Raw genomic sequence first — 13,340 nt, 5'->3', positions numbered from 1 at the left:
TGTTATTGTCTCATCCATCATACACCGGTCGAGACTTAACCAAAATTCCCCTATATGTCGCACTCTGTCGCCGGCTTGCCGTCGGATGTAACTGTAAGCATCTTTTCATTACACCATCAAACTCACCTGTGCCGCCACGATCCGCCATCCGTAGGCAAACCGCACCCACGTCTGCTGCTGGCGGCCAATGCGTTCCGCCCCCTCGCGGGTAAACTCGGTGCTGCACACGGCATAATCCTCGCCGAAGGTGGTGATGACGGTGTGACGCAGCGTCCGCTGCAGCCCGGCGGCGGGGCGCGCCGCCCGAAAGGCGCGGATTTCATCAATCCCGTACAGGTTTTCACCCGCCCCCAGACGCACCGTGTTTTTGTCGTGCCAGAACAGCTCGTCCAGCACCGCAACGTTGTTGCTGACCAGCGCGTCTTCATAGCGGTAAAACGCGGCGGTCACCTCGGCAACCACCCACGGCAGGTTAATGTCATCGTGATTCATCATGCGGCCACCTCCGCCGGGCTTGCATCGGCGATGCCGCTCTCTTCCAGCACGCGCGCGACGCGGAGGCAGGCCTGCTCGTTAAACGGCGCGGCAATCAGCTGCAGGCCAATCGGCGCACCCTGCGCGGTACGCAGCGGAACGGTGGTCACGGGCAGGCCCAGAAATGAAATCGGCTGGGTCAGCATCCCCATGCTGGCGCGAATGGGGAGCGGCTGACCGTTAATCTCCATGGTCTGCTCACCCGCGAGCGTGGCGCTGCGCGGCGTTGCCGGAGCGATCAGCACGTCGGCCTGCGCGAACAGGGTTTTAAACGCCTGCCGGGCGTGCGCGCGAAACCGCTGGGCCTGAATGTACCAGGCGGAGGGGATCATCGCGCCTGCCAGCAGGCGTTCCCGGGAGTGCGGCTCAAAACGCTCGGGCTCGCGGCGAAGCGCGGGCAGGTACTGGTTTCCCCCTTCGGAGGCGCTGATGATAAACGCCGCGGAGCGCGCCAGTTCTGCGTCCGGGAACTGCAGCTCATCCTGCACGTCGAGCGCCTTCGCCGCCCGCGCCACGGCGTCTCTGGCATCCGCGTCGCACCAGGTGGTGAAGTAGCCGCCGAGCACCGCGCAGCGCAGGCCGTCAAGCCCGCGCTCAAGCAGGGGGCGCGTCTGCTCGCGCGAGCTGTCTGCCTGAAAAGCGTCGCTGCTGTCCCGCCCCTGCAGCGCATCGTAGACGGACGCCAGGTCGCACACGCGGCGGGCAAAGGGGCCGATATGATCGAGGCTCGCGACAAACGGATGGCTGCCGGATCGCGACAGGCGGCCAAAGGTGGGCTTCAGGCCGTAGATGCCGCACAGGGAGGCCGGAACGCGAATCGAGCCGTTGGTGTCGGTGCCGAGCGAAAAGTGCACCAGCCCGGCGGCCACGGCGGCGGCCGAGCCGCCGGACGACCCGCCCGCAATGCGCGCCAGATCGTGCGGGTTACGCGTCGTGCCGTAGTGGCTGTTTTCGGTCGTGAAGCCGTAGGCGTAGGCGTCCATATTCACCATCCCGGTCAGCAGCCCGCCCGCGCTGCGCAGCTGGCGCACCGCGAAGCTGTCAGCGGCCGCGGCGGGGCGCTGGCTGAACAGCTCTGCCCCGGCAAGGGTGGTGTGGCCGGCAACGTCGAACAGGTTTTTTACCGCGTAGGGCACGCCCGCCAGCGGGGGCAGGGGGCGCTTTTCGCGGCGCAGGGTGTCGATGCTCTCGGCCTCGGCGAGCATGCGCGCTTCCGTCACGGCGGTCCAGGCGCCGATCTGCGGGTTAACGCGCGCAATCGCCTCCAGCGTCTGGCGGGCAATCTCGCGAGCGCTCAGCTCGCCCGCGCCCAGCGCATGCTGGATCGCGCTGATACTCATCTCGTGTAGCCTCATGCTTTGTACACTCCTGCGATCTCCAGACGGTCGTCGAGCGGCAGCGCCATCAGCGGGGCGGCCATGTTTGCTATGCGGCTGAACTGCACCTGCAGCTCGGCGCGGCGGGCATCGTCCAGCGTTACGCCGAGCACGGACTCCATTTGCGCCAGATACGCCTGCCAGTCGGGTTGTTGTGTCGTCATAGTTTTCTCCTCAGAATCCGGCGGCCGCGCCGTTGCTGCGCGGGTCAAATGCCCCTTCGAACAGCCCGTTGGGGTGGCGGACAATCGCGCCCGCGTGGCCCATCGCTTCGCTGAAGTCAGGGAACATTTCCACCTCGTGCCCGAGTGCCTGAAGCCGTGAGACCGTCTCAGCGGTAAAGCGTCCTTCCAGCTTTAACGTGTCCGAGGTTTGTCCCCAGGTGCGCCCCAGCAGCCAGCGCGGGCGGGAAATGCTCTCCTGTAAAGGCACGCCCTGAATCGCGTAGCGGGTAAAAAGCGCGGCCTGGGTTTGCGGCTGTCCGTCACCGCCCATCGATCCGTAGACCATCAAGCGCCCGTCCTTAAGACGCGCCGCCGCCGGGTTCAGGGTATGGAAGGGCTGCTTGCCCGGCGCGAGGGCCAGAAGATGATTGGGATCGAGGCTGAACGATGCCCCCCGGTTCTGCCAGACGATGCCGGTGTCGGGCAGCACCACGCCGCTGCCGAACTCGTGATAGATACTCTGGATAAACGACACGGCGAGCCCGCTGTTATCCATTACCCCCATCCACACCGTATCGCCGGGGCCTTTTCCGGTGCCCCACGGCGCGGCGCGGCCGTCGTGAACCCTGTCGGCAAGCGCCTGCAGGGCGGCGGGATCCAGCAGACCCTGAATATCGGTTTTCAGCTCGCGCGGGTCGGTGATGTGGGCATCGCGCAGGCCAAAGGCCAGCTTGGTGGCTTCAACGATGCGGTGAATGGTGTCGGCGTCATCGGCCTCCGCCATATTCAGGCGGTCGGTGATGCCGAGTATCGCCAGCGAGACCAGCCCCTGCGTCGGCGGGGCGTGGTTAAAGATCTCCCCCTGCTGATGCTGCAGCCTCAGCGGCGCGGTGCGCCGGGCGACGTGCGCGCGTAAATCGGCCAGCGTCACGGGCAGGCCCAGCCTCTCCATGCCGTGCGCCAGCACGTCCGCCAGCGGGCCGCGGTAAAAGCTGTCCAGACCGTCTTCCGCCAGGCGCGTCAACGTCGTGGCCATGGCGGGCTGGTAAAAGCGGCTCCCGACCTCTGGCGGCTTGCCATCCACCAGCCAGGTTTCCGCGAAGCCGGGGATCTCCTTCAGCTCGTCGAATTTGCTGGCCGTGGCGTGGGCCTGTGAGGCCGTGACCGGCGTGCCGTTCTGCGCATAGTCAATGGCGTCGGCCAGCAGGCGAGCCAGCGGCAGCGCCTTGCCGGTCATCTCGCGGGAGACCTTGAGCGCCTCATCCCAGCCGCTCACCGTACCGGCGACGGTCAGCGCCGCGCGGGGGCCGCGATGAGGGATGTGCGCCAGCCCGTCGTAGGCGGCGAGCGTTGCGCGCGATCCCGCCGCGCCGCTGGCATCAATGGCGACAGGTTCGCCTTCCGGCGGCACGATAAGCCAGAAGCCATCGCCGCCCAGCCCGTTCATGTGCGGGTAAACCACGGCAACGGTGGCCGCCGCGGCGACCATCGCCTCTATCGCGCTGCCGCCTTCGCGCAGTACCGCCAGCGCGCTCTGGCTGGCAAGATGGTGGGGCGCAACGGCCATGCCGTGCGTGGAGACATTACTTTGCATGAAAAGTCCTCGTAACCCTGAAAGTCACAAGGCGCTGCAAAAGCTGTTCCAGTTCTGAAAGAAAAGTTTCAGTAAACTGGCACGTATAATGAAAGGTAGAATGAAAGGCAAAATGTGATGAAACAAAAGTTACAGAGGCGCTATGGAACAACTGGATGAACGTCTGAAAGCACAGTACCCGTCGCTGTCGCCGCAGGAGCAGCGGGTGGCGGACTTTATTTTCGACCATTTTGACGACCTGATTAGCTACAACAGCGCCGAGCTGGCGCAGCTGAGCGGGGTGTCGAAAGCCACAGTCAGCCGTCTGTTTAAGCGTCTGGGCTATGAGAAATATAAGGACATGCGCGACGAGCTGCGCACCCTGCGCCAGAGCGGGATGCCGCTCACCGATAACCGCGACGCGGTGCAGGGCAATACGCTGCTGGCGCGCCACTATAAGCAGGAGATGGCGAACCTGACCCAGTGGGTCAATGCCCTCGACGCGCAGCAGTTTGCCGACGCCATGGCCTGCATGGTGAAGGCGCGGCGCATCGTCATTATCGGCATGCGTAACGCCTATCCGGCGGCGCTGCACCTGCGCCAGCAGCTGCTGCAGGCGCGCGGTCAGGTGCTGGTCCTGCCGCAGCCGGGGCAGAGCCTGGGCGAAGAGCTGGTGGATTTAACGCCGGACGATCTGGTGGTTATGATGGCCTTTCGCCGCCGCCCGCGCATTATCCGCCCGCTGATGCAGCAGCTTCAGAGCAGCGGTATTCCGGTGCTGCTGATGTGCGAGCCGCAGGCGCATAGCCTGTTTCCGCTGGCGAGCTGGCAGCTCTGCGCCCCGCTGGACAGCGTCTCGGCCTATGACAGCTACTCCTCGGTCAACAGCCTGATCAACCTGCTGGCAAACGCCTTCCTGCATGAAATTCTCGATAAAGGCCGTCCGCGCATTCACGAAATTGCCTCCCTCTACCAGCAGCTGGACGAACTCGAACAACGATAATGGGGCATCAGGCTGGTGCTTTGCATTGAAATGGTGCATGTGGCGGGTCGGGAAAACGCAGGTTTTTTCGACCCGTCCGCGTTTTATCAGGCTTTACAAGAATATTCCCCGCTTCGCCCTATCTGGCACATTAGTTGCAAAATCACATTCAAAGAATCTTTTGTTTCATGTTAACGTTACGGGGAAGCACCATGAAAAAATTGTTGATTGCACTGGCCGGGGCCGCATGTCTCTTCACACAGCTGCCGGCAAAGGCTGACCAGCTTCAGGATATCGAGAAGCGCGGCACCATTCGCATTGCCGTTCCGCAGGACTTCCCGCCGTTTGGCTCGGTGGGGACCGATCTGCAGCCGCAGGGCTATGACATCGACATGGCGCGCTATCTGGCCAAACAGATGAAGCTCAAGCTGCAGCTGGTGCCGGTGACCAGCGCCAACCGCGTGCCGTATCTGCAAACCGATAAGGTGGATCTGGTCATTTCAAGCCTCGGTAAAAACCCGGAGCGCGAGAAGGTGATCGACTTCAGCCGCGCCTACGCGCCGTTCTTCCTCGGCGTGTTTGGGCCGAAAGGGGCCGAGCTGAAAGACGCCGCCGCGCTGAGCGGAAAAACCATCGGCGTGACGCGCGGGGCGGTGGAGGACATGGTGCTGACCGGCCTGGCGCCGAAAGACGCGGACGTGAAGCGCTACGAAGATAACAACACCACGCTCTCCGCCTACCTCTCCGGACAGGTGCAGTACGTGGCAACCGGCAACCTCGTGGTGGCGGCCATTTCGCGCCAGAACGCGGATAAAGCTCCGGTGCCGAGCTTTATGCTGAAAGATTCGCCGTGCTTTATTGGCCTGAAGAAAAATGAACCGGCCCTGAAGGCAAAAGTGGATGCGCTGATTGAGCAGGGCATCAAGGACGGCACGCTGAACGGCCTGTCCGAGCAATGGCTGAAGGCCCCGCTGCCGGCCAACCTTGGCGCCTGAGCCGATGACGGAGCAACTTGATTTTTCCGCGCTCTGGCCGCACTGGCCGGAGCTGCTGGCGGGGCTGTGGGTCACTATTCAGCTGACGGTGATGGCGACCGTCGGCGGCCTGGCGATAGGGATTTTCGGGGCGGCGATCCGCAGCGGACGCACCACCTGGTTCAGCCGGATCTGGGGCGCGTACGTGGAAATCATCCGCAACACGCCGTTTGTCGTGCAGCTGTTTTTCATCGTCTTCGGCCTGCCGAATCTCGGGTTGAAGATGACGGCGGGGGAAGCGGCGCTGCTGGCCATGGTGGTGAACCTGGGCGCCTACAGCACCGAGATTATCCGCGCGGGCATTCAGGTCACGCCGAAAGGGCAGTGGGAAGCCGGACGCGTGCTGGGGCTGACCCGCCTGCAGACCTTTATTCGCGTGGTGCTGCCGCCCGCGCTGCAGCGCATTTACCCGGCGCTGGTGAGCCAGTGCATCATCGTGATGCTCGGCTCGTCGGTGGTGTCGCAGGTCTCGTATGAAGAGCTGACCTTCGCCGCCAACCTGATCCAGTCCAGAACGTTTCTGAGCTTTGAGGTTTATCTGGTGACAACCGGGATTTACTTAGCGCTGTCGATTACCCTGCGCCAGCTGATGATGGCGGCGGGACGCAAATGGCTGGGGGTGCAGGCATGATGACCACCTTTACCGACTGGGACATTATTCGCAACCTGCTGCTGGCCGGACGCTGGACGGTGCTGCTGTCGCTGGTGGCGTTTGTCGGCGGGGCGGCGGTGACGCTGCCGCTCCTGCTGCTGCGCCTGACGGGCGGGCGCACGGTCAGGCGCATCATCCGCGGCTATATTGAGCTGTTTCAGGGCACGCCGCTGCTGATGCAGCTGTTCCTGGCCTTCTTCGGCGTGGCGCTGTTCGGCATCGACGTCTCGCCGTGGACCGCCGCCTCGCTGGCGCTCACCTTCTACACCAGCGCGTTTCTGCTCGATATCTGGTTCGGCAGCATTCGCGCTCTGCCCAAGGGGCAGTGGGAAGCCTCGCGCTGTCTGGGGCTGACCTTCGGCCAGACCCTGTTTCGCGTGGTCGCCCCGCAGGCGCTGCGCATCGGTATCGCCCCGACGGTCGGCTTTGCCGTGCAGGTGATCAAGGGCACCGCGCTGGCGTCGATTATTGGCTTTATCGAGCTGACCAAGGCCGGGACCATGCTGACCAACGTGACGTATCAGCCGTTTAAGGTCTTTGCGCTGGTGGCGCTCGGCTACTTTATTCTGTGTTATCCGCTGTCGCGCTACAGCCGCTATCTGGAGACGAAATTCAATGCCTCTCATCACCATTAATCAGGTGCAGAAGTACTACGGCGATAACCACGTGCTCAAGGGCGTCGATCTGGATATCGACATGGGCCAGGTGATCTCCATTATCGGGCGCAGCGGATCGGGCAAAAGCACGCTGCTGCGCTGCATCAACGGACTGGAAGGCTATCAGGACGGCAGCATCAAGCTGGGCGGCATGACCATTACCGACCGGGATTCTCAGGCGCGCGAAATCAGCCGCTCGGTCGGGATGGTGTTCCAGAGCTTCAACCTGTTTCCGCACATGACGGCGCTGGAAAACGTGATGCTCGCCCCGCGTCGGGTGCTGAAGAAAAGCGCCGCCGAATGCCGCGAGCTGGCGCAGCAGATGCTGGAGAAAGTGGGCTTAGGCGATCGTCTGGATTACTACCCGTCGAGCCTCTCCGGCGGCCAGCAGCAGCGCGTGGCGATTGCCCGGGCGCTGGCCATGTCGCCGAAAGTTTTACTCTGCGACGAGATCACCTCCGCGCTCGACCCGGAGCTGGTGGGCGAAGTGCTCAAGGTGCTGGAGCAGCTGGCGGCCGAGGGGATGACGCTCATACTGGTTACCCATGAAATGAATTTTGCCCGCGAAGTGGGCGACCGCGTGGTGTTTATGCACCAGGGGAAAGTCTGGGAGCAGGGCGACAGCAAAACGCTGTTCGCCAATCCGCAGACCACGGAACTGAAGCAGTTCATCTCCTCCGTGCGCGGCCTCAACTGATAAGGACTTAACAATGGATATCGCACGCTTTCCGCAAATCAACCCGCCCCAGCGCCTGCTGATGGGGCCGGGCCCGATCAACGCCGACCCGCGCGTGCTGCGCGCCATGTCGAGCCAGCTGATCGGCCAGTACGATCCGGCCATGACCCACTACATGAACGAGGTGATGGCGCTCTATCGCGGGGTGTTCCGCACCGAAAACCGCTGGACGATGCTGGTGGACGGCACCTCCCGCGCGGGGATTGAAGCCATTCTGGTCTCCGCCATCCGCCCGGGAGATAAGGTGCTGGTGCCGGTCTTTGGCCGCTTTGGTCATCTGCTGTGCGAAATTGCCCGCCGCTGCCGCGCGGAGGTGCATACCATCGAGGTGCCGTGGGGCGAGGTGTTCACCCCCGACCAGGTGGAGGATGCGATTAAGCGTGTTCGTCCGCGCCTGCTGCTGACCGTGCAGGGCGATACCTCCACCACCATGCTCCAGCCGCTCGCCGAGCTTGGCGCGATCTGCCGCCGCTACGACGTGCTGTTTTATACCGACGCCACCGCGTCGCTCGGCGGCAACGCGCTGGAGACCGACGCCTGGGGACTGGATGCGGTATCGGCCGGGATGCAGAAGTGCCTCGGCGGCCCGTCGGGCACCTCGCCGATCACCCTGAGCGCGCGCATGGAGGAGGCGATCCGCCGCCGTAAATGCGTTGAGGAGGGCATCCGCACCGACGCCCACCGCGACGGCGACGAGGAGATGATCTACTCCAACTATTTCGATCTCGGCATGGTGATGGACTACTGGGGGCCGGAGCGCCTTAACCACCATACCGAAGCCACCACCGCGCTATTTGGCGCCCGCGAGTGCGCGCGTCTGATCCTGCAGGAAGGGCTGGATAACGGCATCGCGCGCCATAAGCTGCACGGCGATGCGCTGCTGAAGGGCATTCAGGCGATGGGGCTGGAGACCTTCGGCGACCTGAAGCACAAGATGAACAACGTGCTGGGCGTGGTTATCCCGCAGGGCGTCAACGGCGACCAGGTGCGTAAGCTGATGCTGGAGGATTTCGGGATTGAAATCGGCACCTCGTTTGGCCCGCTGCACGGCAAAGTGTGGCGCATTGGCACCATGGGCTACAACGCGCGCAAAGACTGCGTGATGACCACCCTGAGCGCGCTGGAGTCGGTGCTGAACTACCTGAAATTCACCACCACGCAGGGTGCCGCCATGCAGGCCGCGTGGGACCACTATCGCCGCGAGACGCCGCAATGAGCCCGGCGGCAGAACGGGTGATGGCCCGCGCCGACGCGCTGGCCGCCATCAGCGAAACCCCGGATGCGCTGACGAGGGTTTATCTCTCCACCCAGCATCTGCAGGCCAACCAGCTGGTGGGGCAGTGGATGAGCCAGGCGGGAATGACCGTCTGGCAGGACAGCGTGGGCAACATCTGTGGACGCTATGAGGGCGCGCAGAAAGGGGCGCAGGCGGTGCTGCTCGGCTCGCATCTCGATACCGTGCGCAATGCCGGGCGCTACGACGGTATGCTCGGCGTGCTTGCCGCCATTGAGGTGGTGGACAGCCTGCACCAGCAGGGGGTGCATCTGGCCCAGGCCATTGAGATTGTCGGCTTTTGCGACGAAGAGGGAACCCGCTTCGGCATTACGCTGTTAGGCAGCCGGGGGCTGATGGGCACCTGGCCGCAGGGCTGGCTGGAAAAAGCCGACGCCAGCGGGATCAGCGTGGCGCAGGCGATGACCCTGATGGGGCTCGATCCTGCCCGCGTGCTCCATGCCGCGCGCCGTCAGGAGGATTTCAGCGCCTATCTGGAGCTGCATATTGAGCAGGGGCCGTGCCTTGAGCAGGAGGCGCTCGCCCTTGGCGTGGTGGAAGCCATTAACGGCGCGCGCCGTCTGAACTGCCGCTTTACCGGCGAGGCCGGGCACGCGGGAACCGTGCCGATGCTCCACCGCAGGGACGCGCTGGCCGCCGCCGCCGAGTGGATGGTTATCATTGAAAACGCTACCCGACAGCAGGGCGGCAACCTGGTGGCGACGGTTGGTGAGCTGCGCTGCCTGCCGGGGGCGGTGAACGTGATCCCCGGCGAGGTTCAGCTCTCGCTGGATATTCGCGGGCCGCAGGATGCGCCGCTGGATCGGTTGCTTAACGACCTGCTGGAACATGCCCAGGCGATCGCCTCGCGTCGCGGTCTGGACTTCAGCGCCGAGGAGTTTTACCGCATTGCCGCCACGCCGTGCGATATCCACCTGCAAAAGGTGCTGGGAGAGGCCGTCACATCGGTACAGGGGCGCTCGCTATCGCTGCCCAGCGGTGCGGGCCACGATGCGATTGCCATCGCGGAACGCTGGCCGGTCGGCATGCTGTTTGTGCGCTGCAAAGGGGGCGTCAGCCACCATCCGGCGGAATCGGTGATGGCTGAGGATGTCGCCCTCGCGATTGAGGCGTTTGGGCGGGCGGTAAGAACGCTTGGTGCGATCTGAGTATTGCCCGGCGGCGCTACGCTTGCACGGGCCTACGGGATGGGTAGGCCGGGTAAGCGCAGCGCCACCCGGCAGGGAACTACGTTACTCCAGCCCCAGCGTATATTGCGCGATCTTGAAGTAGATAATCAGCCCGGTGCCGTCGATAAGCGTCGCGATAAACGGCGCGGAGACGACCGCCGGGTCAATGCCGCAGCGCTTGAGCACCATCGGAATGACCGACGACACGATCGCACTCCAGAGCGTAATGCACACCAGCGTCAGGCTGACGATAAGCGTAATTTCCAACCCAATCCCCATCATCCAGGCGCGAATGCACCCGGCGACACCGAGCGTGGCGGCAATCATCAGCGAGGTGGTCATCTCTTTACGCAGCACGCGGCCAACGTCGCGCAGACGAACTTCCCCCAGCGCCATGGCGCGCACCAGGGTGGAGGTGATTTGCGTCCCGCTGTTGCCGCCCGTGCCGATCAGCAGCGGAATAAAGAACGCCAGCGCGATGGCGGACTCCAGCGCCTCTTCAAAATGCTGGATCACCGAGCTGGTGTAGGCCTCCGCGACAAACAGCAGCAGCAGCCAGACGGAGCGTTTCTTCCACAGGCTATACGGGCTGGTGTCCAGATAGGGCTTCTCCAGCGGCAGCGTCGCCCCCTGAAGCTGGGCGTCTTCGGTGACGTCATCTTCCAGCAGGTGGGCGATTTCGCGCTCGGTCAGGCAGCCGACGAGCTTGCCGTGGGTGACCACGGGCACCACGTCCGCGCCGCCGTGCGCCAGCAGTCCGGCAACGTCGGCACGTTCGTCCTCCGGTTTGACCTGCAAAAACTGCGAAATCATCAGCGATTTCACCGGCTGTACCGTATCGGCGGTTTGCAGCAATTTGCGCACGGCAACCATGCCCGCCAGGCGGCCATTGTCTTCAATAAAAATATGAGACGGAATATTGTCGTCTTTTAATTTTTCGAAGAATTGCTCGCGCGCCAGCGCCACGCATAATGAAATATCGAGGACAATAAAATCGGTATTCATATATTGCGCGATCGCGCTGTCATTGAATGCCAGGTTCTGGTTGTGAATAGCGTAAGACATAGTGAATTCCCTTTGAATAATAACATCTCTCAGGGGCGAGCAAGACAGGGCATGTCGAAGAGGAGATCCCCACGTCCTGGGTTCAGCACTGTACACCGTATCCCACGAGGGAAGTTATACTGACAAAGCCTTGATTCGACAGTGCCTGTTTTACCCTGTGTCGGTTCTCTCGAACCTACCAGAGCGATAACGTGTATTTGTACAGGAGCCTCGCCATAACGAGATCGTTGTAAAACGTGAGGAATAATACTCTTATTTAAATTTACCGCTCAGAAAATTAAATAATGTTTAAGAACGGTTTAGACGATTTTTATTAATAAAATGTTGAGGGTTTATTTAAGTTAATTCATTTCTAATGGAGGATTAAATAATCAACGGAGGAGAGGATAATGGCGTGGTTTGATAATCTGCTGAATCATTTTGCGCTGTATCCGGCACATCTTTTCGCGCTGTTATTTGTGATGGCGCTGAGTAAATCGACGGTGCTAGTCTCCTCCGTGCTGCCGCCCGCCTCGGTGATGCTGCTGGCGGGCATTACCGTCAGCCAGGCGAGCATGCATCCTGCGCTGGCGTGGCTGGCCGTGGTGCTAGGGGCAACGGCGGGTTCGGTGCTGAACTACCATATCGGCCAGCTGATGGGGCACACGCGATGGATGACCCGCTTCTCGGCAAAGCACGCCGGTAAAATGCTGCGGGTGCAGCATCAGCTGCAGAAAAACGGGGTGCTGGTCCTGTTCACCGCGCGCTTTCTGGCGGTGCTGCGCTACATCGTGCCGCTGGCGGCGGGAATGCTCAGGCTGAATGCAGTCAAGGTCTACGCCGTCAGCCTGCTTTCCGCCTGCGCATGGGCGGCGCTGTATGTCGGCATCGTCACCGGCATCAGCGCCTTTTGAATTACAAACTCCCCATTCCGCCGTCGACCAGCAGCTCCGTTCCCACCGTGTAGCTCGACTCGTCGGAGGCCAGATAGAGCGCGGCTTTTGCCAGCTCCGTCGTCGAGCCCATTCTGCCGAGCGGCACCAGCTTGATGATCTCCGCCATCATCGCGTTAAGCGCCTCGTCGCTTAAGCCCGTTTTGGTAAACGCCGGGGTCTCCACCGGACCGGGGCTCAGGCCGTTGACGCGGATCCCGCGCGGCAGCAGCTCCGCCGACAGCGTGCGCGCCAGCGACAGCAGGGCGGCTTTGCTCGCGGCATACACGCTGCTGGTGGGCAGGCCGATACGCGCGCTCACCGAGCCGCAGAGGATCACCGACGACGGGTTATTCAGCAGCGGCAGCAGCGCCTGAATTAAAAAGAACGGCCCCTTCAGGTTGATGCCCATCAGGCGGTCCCAGGCATCCTCCTGCCAGGCTTCCAGCGGCGCGTGCGTCACGTCACCGGCGTTGAGAAACACCGCGTCCAGGCGTGGCCAGCGGGCGGCGAGGGTTTCCGCCAGTGCTTTTTGCGAGGCGATATCTCCCGCATCGGTCGGGATCACCCAGGCCTTATCGCCAAGAATACGTTCTGCTTCGGCGAGGGTGTCCGGGTTGCGTCCGGTCACGGCGACGCGCGCGCCTTCGGCGATAAACGCCTGCGCGGTGGCAAGACCGATGCCGCTGGTGCCGCCGGTAATCAGCGTATATTTATCTGTTAAACGACCCATGTTCTTCTCCTGAAATGTCTCTGGAGAAAGCACTATAGAAACGTTAGTATCGAAAGGAAACCAGGTACCAAATGGATACTAAAGAGGCAAGAGGTGTGCTATGGCAGAAATGCTGGAGGAGTGCTGTGAAAAAAAATCTGAGGCGTATACCTGCCCGATGACGCAGTTTGTTAACCTGATTTCCGGTAAATGGGCGATCCCCATTCTGTACCGTCTGATTGTGTTCAACACGCCCGTACGCTTTGGCGATCTGCTGCGGGCCGCTGCCCCCATCACGCAGAAAGAGCTGACGAAGCAGCTGCGCCTGTTTGAGCAGCGCGGGCTGGTGACGCGGACGGTCTACCCGGAGATCCCGCCGCGCGTGGAGTATCAGATCACCGAGCTGGGGCTAACCCTGCAGGACGCACTCTCCCCGCTGGCCGCCTGGATGAGCGAGTACGGCGACCAGCTTGAGCGTTAGG

At 62.4% G+C, this 13,340-nt stretch carries 15 protein-coding genes and 1 riboswitch; of the genes, 9 read left to right on the top strand and 6 right to left on the bottom strand.

What is annotated here, in order from left to right:
- Window positions 1–108: 108 nt before the first annotated feature.
- Genes hpxZ through hpxW form a run of 4 tightly spaced genes read right to left on the bottom strand, consistent with a single transcriptional unit; the run spans window position 109 to window position 3,668 of the window.
- Window positions 109–495: an oxalurate catabolism protein HpxZ gene (gene hpxZ / locus FOY96_RS13850; protein WP_143347262.1), complete on the bottom strand. Its 387-nt coding sequence runs from the start codon at window positions 493–495 to the stop codon at window positions 109–111.
- Window positions 492–1,889, bottom strand: coding sequence for an AtzE family amidohydrolase (locus tag FOY96_RS13845; RefSeq protein ID WP_143347261.1), 1,398 nt, complete (start codon window positions 1,887–1,889; stop codon window positions 492–494). The genes hpxZ and FOY96_RS13845 overlap by 4 nt, the downstream gene beginning before the upstream one ends.
- Window positions 1,886–2,074 carry an oxalurate catabolism protein HpxX gene (gene hpxX, locus FOY96_RS13840; protein WP_033145148.1) on the bottom strand — a complete coding sequence of 63 codons (189 nt, stop codon included), beginning with the start codon at window positions 2,072–2,074 and terminating at the stop codon, window positions 1,886–1,888. The genes FOY96_RS13845 and hpxX overlap by 4 nt, the downstream gene beginning before the upstream one ends.
- 10 nt (window positions 2,075–2,084) lie before the next feature.
- Window positions 2,085–3,668 carry an oxamate amidohydrolase gene (gene hpxW / locus FOY96_RS13835; RefSeq protein WP_143347260.1) on the bottom strand — a complete coding sequence of 528 codons (1,584 nt, stop codon included), beginning with the start codon at window positions 3,666–3,668 and terminating at the stop codon, window positions 2,085–2,087.
- Between the two features lie 142 nt (window positions 3,669–3,810).
- Between hpxW and hpxU the strand changes: the two genes are divergently transcribed.
- The 7 genes from hpxU (at window position 3,811) to hpxK (ending at window position 10,149) form a co-directional block, all read left to right on the top strand.
- Window positions 3,811–4,650 (top strand): MurR/RpiR family transcriptional regulator HpxU, encoded by an 840-nt coding sequence (gene hpxU, locus FOY96_RS13830; RefSeq protein ID WP_023311063.1) that lies wholly within the window; start codon window positions 3,811–3,813, stop codon window positions 4,648–4,650.
- A 191-nt stretch (window positions 4,651–4,841) separates the two neighbouring features.
- A complete protein-coding gene (locus FOY96_RS13825) occupies window positions 4,842–5,624 on the top strand; it encodes a transporter substrate-binding domain-containing protein (RefSeq protein WP_023311064.1) in 783 nt (260 codons plus the stop codon).
- A gap of 4 nt (window positions 5,625–5,628) precedes the next feature.
- The gene (locus FOY96_RS13820; protein ID WP_032658112.1) at window positions 5,629–6,294 is read left to right on the top strand and encodes an amino acid ABC transporter permease; all 666 of its coding nucleotides are present in this window, start codon (window positions 5,629–5,631) and stop codon (window positions 6,292–6,294) included.
- Window positions 6,294–6,950, top strand: a complete 657-nt coding sequence (locus FOY96_RS13815; RefSeq protein WP_071884868.1) for an amino acid ABC transporter permease — start codon at window positions 6,294–6,296, stop codon at window positions 6,948–6,950. Before FOY96_RS13820 ends, FOY96_RS13815 begins: the two co-directional genes overlap by 1 nt.
- Window positions 6,931–7,668 carry an amino acid ABC transporter ATP-binding protein gene (locus tag FOY96_RS13810; RefSeq protein ID WP_032638731.1) on the top strand — a complete coding sequence of 246 codons (738 nt, stop codon included), beginning with the start codon at window positions 6,931–6,933 and terminating at the stop codon, window positions 7,666–7,668. Before FOY96_RS13815 ends, FOY96_RS13810 begins: the two co-directional genes overlap by 20 nt.
- Window positions 7,669–7,681: 13 nt before the next feature.
- Window positions 7,682–8,923 carry a pyridoxal-phosphate-dependent aminotransferase family protein gene (locus FOY96_RS13805; protein WP_048976704.1) on the top strand — a complete coding sequence of 414 codons (1,242 nt, stop codon included), beginning with the start codon at window positions 7,682–7,684 and terminating at the stop codon, window positions 8,921–8,923.
- Window positions 8,920–10,149, top strand: a complete 1,230-nt coding sequence (gene hpxK / locus FOY96_RS13800; protein ID WP_143347259.1) for an allantoate amidohydrolase — start codon at window positions 8,920–8,922, stop codon at window positions 10,147–10,149. The genes FOY96_RS13805 and hpxK overlap by 4 nt, the downstream gene beginning before the upstream one ends.
- 84 nt (window positions 10,150–10,233) lie before the next feature.
- On the opposite strand, the gene FOY96_RS13795 is transcribed toward hpxK, so the two are convergent.
- Window positions 10,234–11,235: a magnesium transporter gene (locus FOY96_RS13795; protein WP_143347258.1), complete on the bottom strand. Its 1,002-nt coding sequence runs from the start codon at window positions 11,233–11,235 to the stop codon at window positions 10,234–10,236.
- 60 nt (window positions 11,236–11,295) lie between these two features.
- Window positions 11,296–11,465: riboswitch (M-box (ykoK) riboswitch) on the bottom strand.
- Between the two features lie 159 nt (window positions 11,466–11,624).
- Here FOY96_RS13795 and FOY96_RS13790 point away from each other — a divergent pair.
- Window positions 11,625–12,128: a DedA family protein gene (locus FOY96_RS13790; protein ID WP_143347257.1), complete on the top strand. Its 504-nt coding sequence runs from the start codon at window positions 11,625–11,627 to the stop codon at window positions 12,126–12,128.
- 1 nt (window position 12,129) lies between these two features.
- Here FOY96_RS13790 and FOY96_RS13785 read toward each other — a convergent pair whose 3' ends face one another.
- Window positions 12,130–12,879, bottom strand: a complete 750-nt coding sequence (locus FOY96_RS13785; RefSeq protein WP_029741836.1) for an SDR family oxidoreductase — start codon at window positions 12,877–12,879, stop codon at window positions 12,130–12,132.
- A 100-nt stretch (window positions 12,880–12,979) separates the two neighbouring features.
- Between FOY96_RS13785 and FOY96_RS13780 the strand changes: the two genes are divergently transcribed.
- Entirely contained in the window at window positions 12,980–13,339 is a 360-nt protein-coding gene (locus tag FOY96_RS13780; RefSeq protein WP_032658098.1) for a winged helix-turn-helix transcriptional regulator, read from the top strand.
- Window position 13,340 lies beyond the last annotated feature (1 nt).

The organism is Enterobacter asburiae, assembly GCF_007035645.1.
Lineage (GTDB): Bacteria > Pseudomonadota > Gammaproteobacteria > Enterobacterales > Enterobacteriaceae > Enterobacter > Enterobacter asburiae_B.
This window is presented reverse-complemented; position numbering and strand designations above follow the sequence as displayed.

What these genes read in the sequence shown, in the direction of transcription:
- hpxZ (WP_143347262.1), bottom strand. Translation starts at nt 495, where the DNA reads ATGATGAATCACGATGACATTAACCTGCCGTGGGTGGTTGCCGAGGTG.
- FOY96_RS13845 (WP_143347261.1), bottom strand. Translation starts at nt 1,889, where the DNA reads ATGAGGCTACACGAGATGAGTATCAGCGCGATCCAGCATGCGCTGGGC.
- hpxX (WP_033145148.1), bottom strand. Translation starts at nt 2,074, where the DNA reads ATGACGACACAACAACCCGACTGGCAGGCGTATCTGGCGCAAATGGAG.
- hpxW (WP_143347260.1), bottom strand. Translation starts at nt 3,668, where the DNA reads ATGCAAAGTAATGTCTCCACGCACGGCATGGCCGTTGCGCCCCACCAT.
- hpxU (WP_023311063.1), top strand. Translation starts at nt 3,811, where the DNA reads ATGGAACAACTGGATGAACGTCTGAAAGCACAGTACCCGTCGCTGTCG.
- FOY96_RS13825 (WP_023311064.1), top strand. Translation starts at nt 4,842, where the DNA reads ATGAAAAAATTGTTGATTGCACTGGCCGGGGCCGCATGTCTCTTCACA.
- FOY96_RS13820 (WP_032658112.1), top strand. Translation starts at nt 5,629, where the DNA reads ATGACGGAGCAACTTGATTTTTCCGCGCTCTGGCCGCACTGGCCGGAG.
- FOY96_RS13815 (WP_071884868.1), top strand. Translation starts at nt 6,294, where the DNA reads ATGACCACCTTTACCGACTGGGACATTATTCGCAACCTGCTGCTGGCC.
- FOY96_RS13810 (WP_032638731.1), top strand. Translation starts at nt 6,931, where the DNA reads ATGCCTCTCATCACCATTAATCAGGTGCAGAAGTACTACGGCGATAAC.
- FOY96_RS13805 (WP_048976704.1), top strand. Translation starts at nt 7,682, where the DNA reads ATGGATATCGCACGCTTTCCGCAAATCAACCCGCCCCAGCGCCTGCTG.
- hpxK (WP_143347259.1), top strand. Translation starts at nt 8,920, where the DNA reads ATGAGCCCGGCGGCAGAACGGGTGATGGCCCGCGCCGACGCGCTGGCC.
- FOY96_RS13795 (WP_143347258.1), bottom strand. Translation starts at nt 11,235, where the DNA reads ATGTCTTACGCTATTCACAACCAGAACCTGGCATTCAATGACAGCGCG.
- FOY96_RS13790 (WP_143347257.1), top strand. Translation starts at nt 11,625, where the DNA reads ATGGCGTGGTTTGATAATCTGCTGAATCATTTTGCGCTGTATCCGGCA.
- FOY96_RS13785 (WP_029741836.1), bottom strand. Translation starts at nt 12,879, where the DNA reads ATGGGTCGTTTAACAGATAAATATACGCTGATTACCGGCGGCACCAGC.
- FOY96_RS13780 (WP_032658098.1), top strand. Translation starts at nt 12,980, where the DNA reads ATGGCAGAAATGCTGGAGGAGTGCTGTGAAAAAAAATCTGAGGCGTAT.